10 protein-coding genes are annotated in these 15,091 nt (G+C 65.9%); 6 read left to right on the plus strand and 4 right to left on the minus strand.

From position 1 onward, the window contains the following. Nucleotides 1-43: 43 nt before the first annotated feature. A complete protein-coding gene (locus C8J39_RS11145) occupies nucleotides 44-1,219 on the minus strand; it encodes a glycosyltransferase (protein WP_120300577.1) in 1,176 nt (391 codons plus the stop codon). Nucleotides 1,220-1,511: 292 nt separating this feature from the next. Next, nucleotides 1,512-2,336: a class I mannose-6-phosphate isomerase gene (locus tag C8J39_RS11150; protein ID WP_120300578.1), complete on the minus strand. Its 825-nt coding sequence runs from the start codon at nucleotides 2,334-2,336 to the stop codon at nucleotides 1,512-1,514. Between the two features lie 169 nt (nucleotides 2,337-2,505). Here C8J39_RS11150 and C8J39_RS11155 point away from each other — a divergent pair, with 169 nt between their 5' ends. Further along, complete coding sequence (locus tag C8J39_RS11155; protein WP_107954618.1) at nucleotides 2,506-3,468, plus strand: outer membrane protein assembly factor BamD; 963 nt, start codon at nucleotides 2,506-2,508, stop codon at nucleotides 3,466-3,468. Nucleotides 3,469-3,548: 80 nt separating this feature from the next. Next, nucleotides 3,549-5,213 (plus strand): DNA repair protein RecN, encoded by a 1,665-nt coding sequence (gene recN, locus C8J39_RS11160; RefSeq protein ID WP_120300579.1) that lies wholly within the window; start codon nucleotides 3,549-3,551, stop codon nucleotides 5,211-5,213. A 122-nt stretch (nucleotides 5,214-5,335) separates the two neighbouring features. Here recN and C8J39_RS11165 read toward each other — a convergent pair whose 3' ends face one another. Beyond that, entirely contained in the window at nucleotides 5,336-5,680 is a 345-nt protein-coding gene (locus tag C8J39_RS11165) for a hypothetical protein (protein ID WP_132833596.1), read from the minus strand. A 127-nt stretch (nucleotides 5,681-5,807) separates the two neighbouring features. Beyond that, complete coding sequence (locus C8J39_RS11170; RefSeq protein WP_120300915.1) at nucleotides 5,808-6,779, minus strand: SDR family oxidoreductase; 972 nt, start codon at nucleotides 6,777-6,779, stop codon at nucleotides 5,808-5,810. A gap of 113 nt (nucleotides 6,780-6,892) precedes the next feature. Here C8J39_RS11170 and ligA point away from each other — a divergent pair, with 113 nt between their 5' ends. The 4 genes from ligA to C8J39_RS11190 all read left to right on the plus strand — a co-directional run bounded on the left by ligA (nucleotide 6,893) and on the right by C8J39_RS11190 (nucleotide 14,827). Beyond that, a complete protein-coding gene (ligA, locus tag C8J39_RS11175; protein WP_120300581.1) occupies nucleotides 6,893-9,073 on the plus strand; it encodes an NAD-dependent DNA ligase LigA in 2,181 nt (726 codons plus the stop codon). A 205-nt stretch (nucleotides 9,074-9,278) separates the two neighbouring features. Then, entirely contained in the window at nucleotides 9,279-12,749 is a 3,471-nt protein-coding gene (locus C8J39_RS11180) for a TonB-dependent receptor (protein WP_120300582.1), read from the plus strand. A 138-nt stretch (nucleotides 12,750-12,887) separates the two neighbouring features. After that, entirely contained in the window at nucleotides 12,888-14,033 is a 1,146-nt protein-coding gene (locus C8J39_RS11185) for a sensor histidine kinase (protein WP_120300583.1), read from the plus strand. Beyond that, nucleotides 14,030-14,827 carry a LytTR family DNA-binding domain-containing protein gene (locus tag C8J39_RS11190; RefSeq protein WP_031393111.1) on the plus strand — a complete coding sequence of 266 codons (798 nt, stop codon included), beginning with the start codon at nucleotides 14,030-14,032 and terminating at the stop codon, nucleotides 14,825-14,827. Before C8J39_RS11185 ends, C8J39_RS11190 begins: the two co-directional genes overlap by 4 nt. Nucleotides 14,828-15,091: the final 264 nt, after the last annotated feature.

A 15,091-nucleotide genomic window follows, 5' to 3' on the forward strand; every position in this document is an offset into this window, starting at 1 on the left:
CTCCGTCACCTTCGGTGCCACCTCCCCCTGGCGGGGGAGGATTCTAGATTCGGTGATTCGCGGCTAGCGTCGCCAAATGCTCGTAGAGCGCGGCGGTGTTGGCTTCCCAGGTGAAGCTGGCGACTGTGGCGCGCGTCGCTTGGGGCGGCGGCGGATCGGCCAGTAGGGCGCCGATCGCGGCGGCGAAGGCGAGCGGGTCGCCGATCGTGACGCGGCCTGCTTCTGGCGATGTCACCACGTCATGTGCGCCGCCGGCGTCGGTGATGACGATCGGGGTACCGCAGGCGAGCGACTCGACCCAGGCGTTGGCGAGGCCTTCGGACTCGGAGGCAAGCGCGCTGACATCGGCAGCGGCAATCAGCTTCGGGATTTCGGCGTGCGGTACGGCGCTCAGCATGCGAACGCGGTTGGCTATGCCGAGTCGTGAGATCTGCGCTTCCAGTGTCGATCGCGCGGGGCCCTGCCCTGCGATCAGGAGCGTGACGCCGGGGAGCGCGGCGACCGCGTCGATGACGATGTCGTGGCCCTTGCGCGAGATCAGCGCGCCAACCGAGACGACTAGCGGGCCCGCTACGCCGAGGGCTGCCTTGGCGGCCGCGCGGTCGACGGGGTGAAAGCGGTCCTGGTCGACGCCGGTATGGTGGACGCGGATGCGGTCGGCGGGCAAGCCCATCGCGACCATGTCGGCCTTCATCGCGGCACTGACCGCGAGCATGCCCGTTGCGTTGCGGCCCGCGTCGCGGACCTGGGCGGCGGTGGCGGGCGCGTTGCCCCAGATGTGGATGTCGGACCCGCGCGCCTTGATCGAGACGGGGACGCCGTAGCGCTTGCCGAGCGCGACCGCGGCGGGGCCGTCGGGGAAGAAGAACGAGGCGTCGATGACATCGAACGCGAAGTCTTCGCGGATCGTGTCGAGGACGGGGATGAGCGCGCGCTGCAACGCTGCGACGTGGTGGCGGCCCTGGAGGAACGGGCGGACGGTGAAGCGCGGGCGGTGGAGGTCGATGCCCTTCCACTGCTCGTGCGTTGGGAGCGTGGCGAGGGTTGCGTAGTGACCGAGGTGGCGGAGCGGGCCGGGGGGGAGGCCTATCGGTGCTACCGCTTGCAGCGAGACGTCGGGATGCGCGGCGAGGCCGAGCGTCTGGCGTTCGACGAAGACGCCGAAATTGGGGCGGGTCGCATCCGGGAACAGGGTGGAGAGGGTTAGGATGCGGAGCATGGTCTGGGGGTTACAGGGGGCGGGTTAATGTGGGGTGAGTTTGGGGGGTGTATCCTCAATTGCCACCCCGGCGGAGGCCGGGGCCCAATTGGGGGGCGTTGCTAACGAAGGACAGCCCGCCGTTATTGCCACCTTTCCAATTGGGCCCAGGCCTTCGCCGGGGTGGTGGTGGTTGGGGTGGCGTTTGCCCTTGATTACCTTGTTTCCCCGCGAAGGCGGGGACCCAGACTGGGCTCCCGCCTTCGCGGGAGAACAAGGAGGTGCGAGCAACTAAGGCAGCGGCGTCGTGCCCTCAGATCCGCTTTGCGAGCGGATACGCAAACAGCACATCGGCATCCGCACTCGTCGAGACCGTCTCGCTGCCGGTCATCGTCGCGCATTCGCCGGCCTTGAACGCGACGCCGGCGACATCGCCCGAGCCGGTGATCGGGATCACCCAGCCGGTCGTGCCTTCGGGCAGGTTGACGACGTGGTCGCCGCCCTTCCAGCGCTCGAGCACGAACTTGGGGCCCTCGACCATGATCGTGCGGCCGGTCTCGACTTCGATCGGCGGCGCGACGGGGACGTAGGGCGTGGGGTCGGCGACCTCGATGCCGTCCTTGAGGTGAAGCTCGCGGTCGCTGCCGTAATCGTAGAGGCGGTAGGTGGTCTCGGAGTTCTGCTGGACCTCGATCACCGTCAGGCCGCCGCCGATCGCGTGGATCGTGTCCGACGCGCAATACATGAAGTCGCCCGGCTTGACCGGCTTCCAGTCGAGCTTGTCCTCGATCGTGCCGTCGATCGCCGACTGCCGGAGGTCGTCCTTCGAGATCGGCTGCTTCGTGCCGACCGCGATCGTCGAGGTCGGCTCGGCGGCGAGGACCGTCCAGCACTCGTCCTTGCCGCGTGGCAGGCCGCGGGCGTGCGCCTGTTCGTCGTTGGGATGAACCTGGACCGAGAGTTTCTCGCTGGTGAACAGGTATTTGATCAGCAGGTCGGGGGTGGTGTTGCCGGGCTCCTGGAACCAGACTTCGCCGATCGGCGGCGTACCGGGGGCGGCATCCTCGAACCCGGGCCAGAGCGTGTCGCGACCCCAGGGCTTCTCGACGCGGTGGGTGTGCAGCAGGGTGGCAGGCATGGGATATCCTCGACTGGAATGACGGGTCGGCAACGCACGACTATTGCCGTGTGATCCGGGCCGCGAAAAGCCCTTCATTGCCCGGCCCATCGACGCCGTGAATTGGGCTTGGAGCGGGGTGGCGAAAGGGATTGTTCGCAAAGCCCCGCATACGCTAAGGACAACGCCGATGCGTATCACCCAGTCTCGTGCCCTCGCGGTCACGCTCATCGCCGCGCTTGCGCTCCCCATTGCCGGTTGTGCGGGTGGCCGCGCCGCCAAGGGCGACCTGCCCTATGTCGCGCGCGACGTGGGGACGCTGTACTCGACCGCCAAGGCGCGGCTCGACCAGGGGCGCTACAAGGAGGCGGCACAGCTGTTCGACGAGGTCGAGCGCCAGCACCCCTATTCGATCTGGGCGCGTCGTGCGCAGATCATGTCGGCGTTCAGCTATTACCTCGCCAAGGACTACACTGCGTCGATCAGCTCGGCGCAGCGCTTCCTGGCGGTGCATCCGGGTAACCGCGACGCGCCCTACGCCTATTACCTGATCGCGCTCGGCTATTACGAGCAGATCACCGACGTGACGCGCGACCAGAAGATCACGCGGCAGGCGCTCGATTCGCTCGGCGAGCTGATGCGCCGCTATCCGAACACGCGCTATGCGTCGGATGCGCGGCTGAAGATCGACCTGGTCAACGACCATCTCGCCGGCAAGGAGATGGAGATCGGGCGTTTCTACGAGACGCGCGGCCAGTGGCTCGCAGCGAACGGCCGGTTCCGCACCGTGATCGACAAGTTCCAGCAGACCACGCACACGCCAGAGGCGCTGATGCGGCTGACCGAGACGTATCTGCAGCTCGGCGTGCCGATCGAGGCCGAGAAGGCCGCCGCGGTGCTGGGTCGCAACTATCCGGGCACCGACTGGTATGATCACGCCTACAAGCTGATGCAGGACCATCCGGTGAAGCCGATCGCACCGCTGGCACCGGGCGAGCCAGTCGTGCCGACGGGAACCGCAGGCACGCCGGGTACCGGGGCGCTGGAGCTTCCCAAGGCGAACGGCAACACCGGTGGTACGGGCGCGGGTAGCGTTTCCAGCCCCGCACCCGTCGGTCCGGGCAGCGCGACGCGGACCGGTCCCGGCAACTGATCGCGGAATACGCCGTGAGAACCCGGGCGTGAGAACAATGGGGGATCAACTTCGCGTGCGAATCGTCTAAGACGCGCGGGATGCTGACCGATCTTTCCATTCGCGACGTGGTGCTCATCGAGGCGCTGGATCTGGGATTCGGCGAAGGGTTAGGCGTGCTGACCGGTGAGACCGGCGCGGGCAAGTCGATCCTGCTGGATGCGCTGGGGCTGGCGCTGGGCGGACGTGGCGACAGCGGGCTGGTCCGGCACGGCGCGGCGCAGGCGGTGGTGACCGCGACGTTCGATGCCCCTGCGCCCGAATCGCCGCTGGCGATTTTGTTCGACGAGAACGGGCTGGAGATCGAGCACGGCGAGCCGTTGATCGTGAAGCGGATCGTCAAGGCGGACGGCGGCAGTCGCGGCTTCGTCAACGACCAGCCAGCGTCGGCGGGGCTGCTGCGCGAGATGGCGCCGCATCTGGTCGAGATCCACGGGCAGCATGACGAGCGCGGGCTGCTGAATGCGCGCGGGCATCGGGCGCTGCTCGACATCTTCGGGCGGACCGAGCCGGGAGCTACGGGCAAGGCTTATGCTGGGTTTCGTACAGCGGAGGCTGAACTGGCTGCCGCCCGTGCGGATATCGAGACGGCGGCGCGCGATCGCGAGTGGCTGGAGCATACGGTTGCCGAACTGACCGCGCTGGCGCCAGTCGCGGGCGAAGAAGAGACGCTGGCGGATACGCGACGGTCGATGCAGCGTGCGGAGAAGATCGCGGACGATCTCGCGGCGATCGACGATTTTCTCGAGGGCAAGGACGGCGGGATGGCGAAGCTGCGCCAGGCCGCGCGTGTGCTCGAGCGGATCGCGGAGGATCATGTTGCACTGGGCAATGCGCTGGCGGCGGTCGATCGCGCGGTGATCGAGGCATCGGTGGCGGAGGAAAGCCTGCGCGATGCGCGGGCCGAGATGGCGTATGATCCGCGCGCGCTGGAAGATGACGAGGCGCGGTTGTTCGAGCTTCGGGCGATGGCGCGCAAGCACCGCGTGCAGCCGGATGATCTGGCGGCGCTGGCGGACGAGATGCGCGCGCGACTGGAGCGGCTCGATGCGGGCGAGGGCGGGATCGCGAAGATCGAGGCGCGCGTAGCGGCGGCGCGGAAGGCGTTCGATACGACTTCGGATGCTTTGACGAAGCGGCGGCTGGCGGCGGCGAAGCGCCTCGACGTGGCGGTTGCTGGCGAGTTGGCGCCGTTGAAGCTGGACGCGGCGCGGTTCCAGACGGTGGTGGCGCCGCTGGGTGAAGAGGGCTGGTCGGCGGCGGGCAAGGACCGCGTCGAGTTCGAGATCTCGACCAACCCGGGGGCGCCGTTCGCGGCGCTCACCAAGATCGCATCTGGCGGCGAGTTGTCGCGCTTCATCCTTGCGCTGAAGGTCGCGTTGGCGGAAGAGGGCGGCGCGTCGACGATGGTGTTCGACGAGATCGATCGCGGCGTCGGCGGCGCGGTGGCGAGCGCGATCGGCGAGCGACTCGCGCGACTGGCGCTGAGCACGCAGCTGCTGGTGGTGACGCACAGCCCGCAGGTCGCGGCGCGGGGGGCGAAGCATCTGTTGATCGCCAAGAGCAGTGACGGCACGGTCACGCGGACGGGGGTGCGGGCCTTGAGCGAGGACGAGCGTCGGGAAGAGATCGCACGGATGCTGTCGGGTGCGCAGATTACCGATGAAGCGCGGGCTCAGGCGGAGCGATTGCTCGAGCGGGCTTAACGCGCTCAGGTTCAGATGGATTTACCACCGGTCCTGTTCCCCCGCGAAGGCGGGGGCCCAGGATACCACCCACAGCGTCCTTGACCCTGGGCTCCCGCGTTCGCGGGAGAACAAGTTCGGGGTTATGGCATCGCCTGCCGCGGGTGACCCAAGTGGATCTTCAGCACTGGCACGACGATGTAATCACCGCCGACTTTGCGCAGGCCGTGCAGCGCCCGGCTGCCGAAATCGCCGTCTTCGTGAATCACCGCGCGGACCGGCGCCTGTTCGGTGTGGATCATGTCGTCGAGCCCGGCGGCACTCGCGTCGGATCGCGGCCATAGCGGTTGCTGCACGCGGTCGTCCGCGGACGAATCGTCGTTCCAGTCGTATCCGATCGCCGGGGCCGGCTTAGGGGAGACGTGAGCCTGCTGGGCGGCGATGGGGGCGGCGAAGACGATGGCGATCATCATAGCTGGTATTTTCATCGCACCCCCGATTCTAACCCCGACGAAGGCCGGGACCGAGTTGGCAAAGTTTAGTTCGTGAACATGTTGCTCCCTTACAACGACCTTGCCAACTGGGCCCCGGCCTTCGCCGGGGTGATGGGCGAATTCAGGACGCGCCGGTGCCGCCGTTCGCGCCGAAGAAGCTGCCGGTGGTGTAGCTATCGCTCGGGTCCGCCAGCGCAACGTAGAGACCCGCCAGTTCGGCCGGCTGGCCGGCGCGACCGAGCGGCGTATCCTGGCCGAACTCACCCATCTTGCCCGGCAATTGCCCGCCCGCGACCTGCAACGGCGTCCAGATCGGGCCCGGCCCTACCGCGTTGACGCGGATGCCCTGCTTGGCGAGTTGCTTCGCCAGCGCCTTGGTGAAGATCAGGATCGCGCCCTTGGTCGAGGCATAGTCGAGCAGCTCCTTCTCCGGGCTGACCGAATTGACCGACGCGGTGTTGATGATCGAGGCGCCTGGCTTCATCAGCGGGATCGCCGCCTTGCACAGGTGGAACATCGCGTAGACGTTGGTCTTCATGGTGCGATCGAACTGCTCGAAACTGATCTCGGCGATCGAGTCCTTCGACTGCTGGTAGGCCGCGTTGTTGACGAGGATGTCGAGCCCGCCGAGTTCGCGATTGGCGCGCGCGATCAGGTCGTTGCAGAATTTCGCATCGGTCAGGTCGCCGGGAATGAGGACGACTTTACGGCCTTCCGCGCGGAGCAGCTTGGCGACGTCCTGTGCGTCGGGTTCCTCGGTCGGGTAATAGTTGATCGCGACGTCGGCGCCTTCGCGCGAGAACGCGATCACCGCCGCGCGGCCGATCCCCGAATCTCCGCCGGTGACGAGTGCCTTGTGACCGGCCAGTCGCCCGGACCCGCGGTAGCTGGCCTCGCCGCAATCGGGGACAGGGTGCATGTTGCGCTGGAGTGCGGGCCATTTCTGGCGCTGTTCGGGGAAGGGTTGCGAGGGATATCTGGTCTTCGGATCGGCGAGTGGCGCGGCACCTTGCGCGAAGGCGGGTGCGGCGGCGGCGGCGAGGCCGGTGACGGCGGCGCCCTTGAAGAGGTCTCGACGGCTGGTGTCTGTCATGATCATGTTTCCCTGAAAATGCCTTGGGATGTCAGCGCGCAAGTCGGGCGAATGTTCACGCCATGTTGATCGAGGTCTTGTCGAAAGGTGGCACCCTCCCCTAACCCGGCACGATGCCCGACCTTCCCGCGACCGAGACCGAAGCCGCCGCCGAGCTGGAGACGCTCGCCGCGCAGATCGCGTATCATAACGCGCGCTATCACACCGACGACGCGCCCGAGATCAGCGATGCCGAGTATGATGCGCTGGTGCGGCGCAATGCCGTGATCGAGGCGGCGTTTCCGGCGGCGGTGCGGAGCGATTCGCCGAGCCGGACGGTGGGTGCGGCACCGGCCGGGCATCTGGCGAAGGTCGCGCATGCCAAGGCGATGATGAGCCTCGACAATGCGTTCGCGGACGAGGAGGTCGAGGAGTTCGTCGCGCGCGTGCGCCGGTTCCTGAAGCTGGCGGACGACGCGCCGGTGGCGCTGACCGCGGAGCCGAAGATCGACGGGTTGTCGTGTTCGCTGCGGTATGAGGATGGGCGGCTGGTCCAGGCCCTTACGCGCGGCGATGGCCAGGTCGGCGAGGACGTGACGGCCAACGTCCGCACGATAAGCGACATCCCCCAGACCTTGTTCCCCCGCGAAGGCGGGGGCCCAGACTGGGCCCCCGCCTTCGCGGGGGAACATAGTGAGGAAGGCATCCCCGCGATTTTCGAGGTGCGCGGAGAAGTGTATATGGCGAAGGACGACTTCGCCGCCTTGAACGCGCGCCTGCTCGCCGAGGCCGAGGAGAGCGGCAAGGACGCGCGGCAGTTCGCCAATCCGCGCAACGCCGCCGCCGGATCGCTGCGCCAGAAGGATGCAAGCGTCACCGCGAGCCGGACGCTCCGGTTCCTCGCACACGGTTGGGGCGAGGCAAGCGTCGTGCCCGGCGAGACACAGGCCGAGGTCGTCGACACATTGCGCGGCTGGGGCTTCCCGATCGCCGACGGGTTCGCGCGGGTCGAAGGAACGGCCGCGGCGCTCGACGTATATCGAAAGATCGAAGCCGGGCGCGCCGACCTGCCGTTCGACATCGACGGCGTGGTCTACAAGGTCGACCGGCTCGATTGGCAGGCGCGGCTGGGTCAGGTCGCGAAGGCACCGCGCTGGGCGATCGCGCACAAATTCCCCGCCGAGCGCGCGCAGACATTGCTCGAAAAGATCGACATCCAGGTCGGGCGGACCGGCGCGATGACCCCGGTCGCGCGGCTCTCGCCCGTTACCGTCGGCGGCGTCGTCGTGACCAACGCGACGCTGCACAATGCCGACGAGATCGAGCGACTCGGCGTGCGGCCCGGCGACCGCGTGCTTGTCCAGCGCGCCGGCGACGTGATCCCGCAGATCGTCGAGAACCTGACCCCCGACGCCGAGCGCGAGGCGTATGTCTTCCCGCATGTTTGCCCCGAATGCGGGTCCGCCGCCGAGCGCGAGGAAGGCGAGGTCGTCTATCGCTGCACCGGCGGGCTGATCTGCCCGGCGCAGCGTGTCGAGCGGCTGATCCACTTCGCGTCGCGCCACGCGTTCGACATCGGCGGGCTCGGCCAGACGCTGATCGAGGCGTTCTTCCGCGACGGGCTGATCGAGTCGCCCGCCGACATCTTCCGCCTAACCGAGGAGCAGCTCGCCGCGCGCAAGAAGGACGGGCGCGTGTGGGCGGCCAAGGTCATCGCGGCGATCGAGACCAAGCGGACGATCCCGCTCGACCGGTTCCTGTTCTCGCTCGGCATCCGCCACGTCGGCGAGATTACCGCGCGCGACCTTGCGCGACGCTACGTGTCGGCGCGCGCGCTTGGGTCCGTGCTGCGGCATGCGGTCTTCCTGCGCGGCCAGATCGAACCGGTGATCGGCGAACCCGAGCGGAAATTCGTGCTCCGCCGCGACAAGCTGCTGGTCGGCGCGATCGAGACTGCGGGGATCGGGCCAGAGGTGGCGAGCGCACTCGTCGGCTTCTGCGCCGAGCCGCATAATCGCCGGGTCGTGTTCGACCTGTTGCGCGAGGTGAAACCCGCTGACGTCGTCCACGAGACCCGCGAGTCGCCGGTGACGGGCCAGATCTTGGTGTTCACCGGCAGCCTCGAAACGCTGAGCCGCGACGAGGCGAAGGCGCAGGCGGAAGCGCTCGGCGCCCGCGTCGCCGCGTCGGTGTCGAGCAAGACGGGTCTCGTCATCGCCGGCCCCGGCGCAGGATCGAAGCTCAAGAAAGCCACCGACCTCGGCATCCGCGTGATCACCGAAGCCGAATGGGCGGAGATCGTCGCCGCCAGCTGAGGCACGGACCACACTCTCCGCATTGGTTCCAACTGCCCCGAAAGGGTTCGATTCCGTTGCTTTTTTGCAACGCACCATGACCGAGTGTGTCTGTGACACTTCCCGACTCGCCAATGTCACAGAACCGAAATATCCGGCGTGCAGGGGCGCGGCAGGCCGAACGAAAAGTCGCGGATCTCGAGCAGAAGCTCAAAGGGGAACTTCAATGCGTAACAACCTATTCCTGGGTGCGGCAGCGATTGCGCTGATCGCCCCGATGACTGCGTCCGCGCAGGAAACCACCTCCTCGATCCGCGGCACTGTGACCGCGAATGGCGCGCCGGTTAACGGCGCGACTGTCGAGATCACCAGCCCCTCGACCGGATCGCGCTCGACCGCGACCACCGACACATCGGGCACGTTCAACGTCAACGGCCTGCGTCCCGGCGGCCCCTACACCGTCGCCGTCGCAGCAGCCGGCTATGGCAGCAAGCAGGTCACCGACGTCAACATCACCGTCGCACAGGCGTTCGATCTGCCGATCGATCTGGCCACCGACGCTGCTGGTGGCGCCGACGAGATCGTCGTGACCGCCGCCAGCCTGCCCAATGCGCGGTCTATCTCGCAGGGGCCGACGACCGTCCTCAACGCGCGCCAGATCGCCAACATCGCTTCGGTCAACCGCGACATCCGCGATCTCGAGCGTCGCGATCCGTTCGCCCGCCTCGACGACAGCCCCTCGGGCGGCCGTTCGGTGTCGTTCGCCGGCCAGAACGCGCGCTATAACCGCTTCACCGTCGACGGCGTGTCGGTCAGCGACAATTTCGGCCTGAACAGCGATGGCTTGCCCAGCCGCCGTTCGCCGATCCCGCTCGACGCGATCGGCCAGTTCCAGGCACAGGTCGCACCGTATGACGTGCGACAGGGCAACTTCCAGGGCGGCGCGATCAACATCGTGCTGAAGTCGGGCACCAACGACTTCCACGGCACCGGCTTCTACTCGCAGTCGCGCGACGAGTTCGTCGGCAAGCGCACCAAGGACCTGCGCGTCAGCGTCCCCAACTTCAAGACCGAGAACTACGGCGCCGAGCTGTCGGGCCCGATCATCAAGGACAAGCTGTTCTTCATGGTCGCCGGCGAGCGCCTTCGCGGCGGCCGTCCGATCGCCGAGGGTCCGACCGACAACAACGCCGGCACCAGCATTCTGGGCATCAGCCAGGCGCAGGTCGACCAGATCAGCGCGATCGCGAAGTCGGTCTACAATTACGACACCGGCGGCGTGCTGCGTAACCTCGGCGACAAGGACGACCGCGTCGTCGCCAAGATCGACGCGAACATCACCGACAAGCAGCGTCTGTCGCTGACCTACACCTACGCCAACGACGCCATCAACCTGCTGCAGAACACCTTCCCGACCGCACCGACCGGTCTGGGCCTGGCGTCGAACGCCTATATCCAGGGCAACCGCCTGCACACCGGCGTCGCGCAGCTGAACTCGGAATGGTCGGACAGCTTCTCGACCGAAGTCCGCGGCTTCTACAAGAACTACACGCGTATCCAGGATCCGTTGCTCGGCCGTGGTTTCGCGCAGTTCCGTGTTTGCACCAACCCGACGAGCACGGCCGCGACAGCGGGCCTGACCGTCTCGCCGACCGCCTGCGAGAACAACGCCGGCACCGTGTCGTTCGGTCCTGACAGCTCGCGCCAGACCAACGAACTGCGCACCGAGACATGGGGCGGCCTGGTCCAGGCGCGCCTGACCATGAACGACCATGACGTTCGCGTTTTCACGGAAGTATCGAGCGTATCGATCTTCAACTCGTTCCTGCAGAACAGCGCGGGCAGCTATTATTTCGACTCGATCGCGGACCTCCAGAACCGCAATGCGGGGTCGTTTGCGTACGGCAACGCGATCGTGGGCAATAACGGCCTGGCCGCACTCGATCCCAATGCCGCCGCAGCACAGTTCGGCTACCAGAGCTACACGTTCGGCGTGATGGACTCGTGGAAGGTTACGCCAACGCTGAACGTCAGCTTCGGCGCACGCTACGACCTGTATGCGATGGACGACAATCCGCCGCTCAGCGCTGCCTTCGCCAGCCGTTATGCGAACGGTGCGATCGTCAACGGCCAGCGCATCAACATCAACAACAACAGCGCGAACATCTCCGGGTTCGACCTGTTCCAGCCGCGCGCCGGCTTCGACTGGAAGCCATCGCAGCGTATCAGCATCCGCGGCGGCGGCGGCGTCTTCGGCGGCGGCACCCCCGACGTCTATGTGTCGAACAGCTTCTCGAACACCGGCGTGCTGACCAACTCGTTCAACGTCAGCCGCACGGCGACCGGGTTCAACGGCTTCCCAGCCGGCACCCCGGCTGCCACGCAGGCAGCTACCGCCTCGGCCCTTCTGACCGGCGTTACCGGTACGTCGGTTCCAGCCGCGGCCAACACGTTCCTGACGGGTGGTTCGGTTCCGGCCAACTCGACGGTCAATGCGCTCGACCCGAACTTCAAGATCCCGTCGCAGTGGCGCGCCACGCTGACGGGCGAGTATAGTGCAAACCTCGGCCCGCTCGGCGACAACTGGGTATTCGGTGCCGATCTGCTGTACTCGAAGGTTCGCAACCAGGTGTATTTCACCGACATCCGTTCGGTGCCGATCGCCGGTTCGCTCACCCCAGACGGCCGCCAGCGCTACCAGAACCTGATCGATGGCGGTGCGACGAGCACCAACACCAACACCGACATCCTACTGACCAACACGAACAAGGGCCGCGCCTACATCGCGGTCGCGCGTCTCGACAAGGCATGGGATTCGGGGCTGAGCATCAATGGCAGCTTCACGTACCAGGACGTCAAGGACGCAGCGCCGGCCACGTCGTCGACCGCGGGTTCGAACTATTCGAACGGTGCGTTCGTCGATCCCAACAACGTTGCCTATGGCATCTCGAACGACCAGGTTAAGTACTTCTTCAAGTACGGCGTGAACTACGACCACGCCTTCTTCGGGGACTACAAGACCACGTTCGCGCTGTTCGGCGAATCGCGGATCGGTCATCCGTTCAGTTACACGTTCCAGGATTTCGGCAACAACGGCAGCGGCCGCGCGTCGGTATTCGGTACCACGGGCGTCAGCTCGAACTCGACCACAGGCGGCAACCGTTACCTGATGTACGTGCCGACACTGGACGATGCGAAGGTTTCGTACAGCAGCGCCGCAGTCCGCGATGCGGTCAACGCGTTCATCGACTCGTCGGGTCTCGGCAAGTATCGTGGCAAGACTGCGCCGCGCAACGGCTTCAACTCGAAGTGGTTCACGCGTCTCGACCTTCATGTCGCGCAGGAAATTCCGACCTTCGTCGGCGGCTCGCGCGTCACGCTGTTCGCGGACATCGAGAACTTCACGAACTTCCTCAACAAGAACTGGGGCCAGCAGCGCGAGTACGTCTTCCCGTACAACACGCCGGTTGTCCGCGTGCAGTGCCTGCAGACCGCGGTGCCGACCGGTATCGCGCCAGGTGCGGCCAATCCTGCCGGTGGCACCTATGGCGCCGTGGCGACCAATGCCGGACAGGCTTGCGCACAGTATCGCTACTCGCCAGTCGGCGGCAGCGCGAACTTCACGCCGCAGCCTGACCAGGTGTACGTGAACCAGTCGCTCTACTCGATCCGTATCGGTGCGCGCTTCACGTTCTAAAGCGCGTCCGACCTGATCGGTCGAATTGGCCGCCGCTTCCCTCGGGATGCGGCGGTCTTTTTCGTTTTGCGGCCTCGCGCTCGGCCAGACCGTTCGGCTTTTGCGTGTGCCTTGCGCGGCGTGTAAGACGGTGGGCCAATGGCTAATTCTTCCGTCCCGCCCCCCGGCTCGTCCGCCTTGAACTCCACGCGGCGCCTGCCCTTTACCGCGCGACCGTTTTTCGAGAACAAGGCGCGGGCGTTCTGGATCCTGCAGGCGGTCGGGTGGAGCGGGTACCTGCTGCTGCGCGGGGTGGTGTCGATCTCGAACGGGCTGTCGCTCGACGGGGTGATCCCGGTGATCGTCGAGGCGATCGTCGGTTACTGCATCACGCTGCTGCTCTCGACGATGTACGGGCAGTATCGCCAGATGAACCGGCTGGTCGGCATCTTCCTGACGATCGCGACGCTCGCCGCCGCGACGTTCCTGTACGCGGTGCTCGACGCGTTCACCTTCTCGTTCATCGCGACCGCGACGCCGGGGGTGACTCTCACGCGGCTGCTGGGGTCGGTGTACGTCACGTTCACGGTGCTGTTTGGGTGGTCGGCGCTGTATTTCGGGATCAATTTCTACCTGATCGTCGAGCAGCAGATCGACCAGATGGAGCATCTCGAGAACCAGGCGTCGTCGGCGCAGCTGGCGATGCTGCGGTACCAGCTCAACCCGCATTTCCTGTTCAACACGTTGAACTCGATCTCGACTTTGGTGCTGCTCAAGCAGACCGAGCGGGCGAACGCGATGCTCAGCCGGCTGTCGTCGTTCCTGCGCTATACGCTGGCGAACGAGCCGACCGCGCACGTCACCGTCGCGCAGGAGGTGGACCAGCTGAAGCTGTATCTGGAGATCGAGAAGATGCGCTTCGAGGATCGGATGCGGCCCAAGTTCGACATCGATCCGCGTGCCGAACGGGCACGACTGCCGTCGCTGCTGCTGCAACCGCTCGTCGAAAACGCGATCAAATACGCCGTCACGCCGCAGGAGGAAGGCGCCGAAATCTGCGTCGAAGTGCGGCTCGCCGGGGAACGCGTGCAGATCGCCGTATCCGATACCGGTCCGGGCTTGATCGAGGGCCGGATCGGTTCAAGCCAATCCACAGGCGTGGGGCTCGCTAATATTAGAGACAGGTTGGCTCAGGCATATGGGCCCGACCACCGTTTCGAAACCCGCTCCACGCCCGCTGGCGGCTTCTCGGTCGAGATCGAGATTCCGTATCAGCTTGAAGACGTGAACAGAGAGGCCGCATGACCATCCGTACCATTCTCGTCGACGACGAGCCGCTGGCGATCCAGGGGCTGGAACTCCGACTCCAGGCCCATGAAGACGTCGAGATCATCGAAAAATGCTCGAACGGCCGCGAGGCGATTCGCGCGATCAAGACGCACAAGCCCGACCTGGTCTTCCTCGACATCCAGATGCCGGGGTTCGACGGGTTCTCCGTCGTGCAGGGCCTGATGGAGGTCGAGCCGCCGCTGTTCGTGTTCGTCACCGCCTATTCGGACCATGCTCTGCGCGCGTTCGAGGCGCAGGCGGTCGATTACCTGATGAAGCCGGTCGAGGAATCGCGGCTGGCCGATACGATCGAGCGGGTTCGGCAGCGTCTGTCCGAAAAGCGCGGGGTCGAGGAAGTCGATCGGTTGCGCGAAGTGCTGGCCGATGTTGCGCCGGATGCGGCGGCGGACATGCCGGATGGGGACGCCGTGTCGGCGAACCGGTTCGAGAAGCTCATCAACATCAAGGATCGCGGGCAGATCTTCCGCGTCGATGTCGATACGATCGAGCGGATCGATGCGGCCGGCGATTACATGTGCATCTATACCGGCGATAATACGCTGATCTTGCGCGAGACTATGAAGGATCTGGAGAAGCGGCTCGATCCCCGGCGGTTCCAGCGGGTGCATCGGTCAACGATCGTGAACCTCGATTTGGTGAAGCAGGTTAAGCCGCATACCAATGGCGAGTGTTTCCTGGTGTTGAATTCTGGTGCGAGCGTGAAGGTTTCGCGGTCTTATCGTGATGTGGTGGCGCGGTTCGTTCATTGAGTTCGAGCCGGTCGTCCTAGCCGCGTCCCCGTCATCCTGACGAACGTCAGGATCCAGAGTCATTGAGGGCAACGCTTGTTACCCTGGATCCCGACTTTCGTCAGGATGACGGACGCGGGGGGTGTGGTCGGGGCGAGCTTTCGGGAGCGTGCTCTTCCACGTCCGTCCTTGCCGATCGAGGTCCCGACTTTCGTCGGGATGACGGGGGTGCGTTCCCTTAGCGGGCGCTTCCCCCGTTTCTCGTGGCCATTAACCAGTCCCTAA

Source organism: Sphingomonas sp. PP-CC-1A-547 (genome assembly GCF_003610375.1).
Lineage (GTDB): Bacteria > Pseudomonadota > Alphaproteobacteria > Sphingomonadales > Sphingomonadaceae > Sphingomonas.

What these genes read in the sequence shown, in the direction of transcription:
- C8J39_RS11185 (WP_120300583.1), top strand. Translation starts at nt 12,888, where the DNA reads ATGGCTAATTCTTCCGTCCCGCCCCCCGGCTCGTCCGCCTTGAACTCC.
- C8J39_RS11150 (WP_120300578.1), bottom strand. Translation starts at nt 2,336, where the DNA reads ATGCCTGCCACCCTGCTGCACACCCACCGCGTCGAGAAGCCCTGGGGT.
- recN (WP_120300579.1), top strand. Translation starts at nt 3,549, where the DNA reads ATGCTGACCGATCTTTCCATTCGCGACGTGGTGCTCATCGAGGCGCTG.
- C8J39_RS11180 (WP_120300582.1), top strand. Translation starts at nt 9,279, where the DNA reads ATGCGTAACAACCTATTCCTGGGTGCGGCAGCGATTGCGCTGATCGCC.
- C8J39_RS11145 (WP_120300577.1), bottom strand. Translation starts at nt 1,219, where the DNA reads ATGCTCCGCATCCTAACCCTCTCCACCCTGTTCCCGGATGCGACCCGC.
- C8J39_RS11190 (WP_031393111.1), top strand. Translation starts at nt 14,030, where the DNA reads ATGACCATCCGTACCATTCTCGTCGACGACGAGCCGCTGGCGATCCAG.
- C8J39_RS11170 (WP_120300915.1), bottom strand. Translation starts at nt 6,779, where the DNA reads ATGACAGACACCAGCCGTCGAGACCTCTTCAAGGGCGCCGCCGTCACC.
- C8J39_RS11155 (WP_107954618.1), top strand. Translation starts at nt 2,506, where the DNA reads ATGCGTATCACCCAGTCTCGTGCCCTCGCGGTCACGCTCATCGCCGCG.
- C8J39_RS11165 (WP_132833596.1), bottom strand. Translation starts at nt 5,680, where the DNA reads ATGAAAATACCAGCTATGATGATCGCCATCGTCTTCGCCGCCCCCATC.
- ligA (WP_120300581.1), top strand. Translation starts at nt 6,893, where the DNA reads ATGCCCGACCTTCCCGCGACCGAGACCGAAGCCGCCGCCGAGCTGGAG.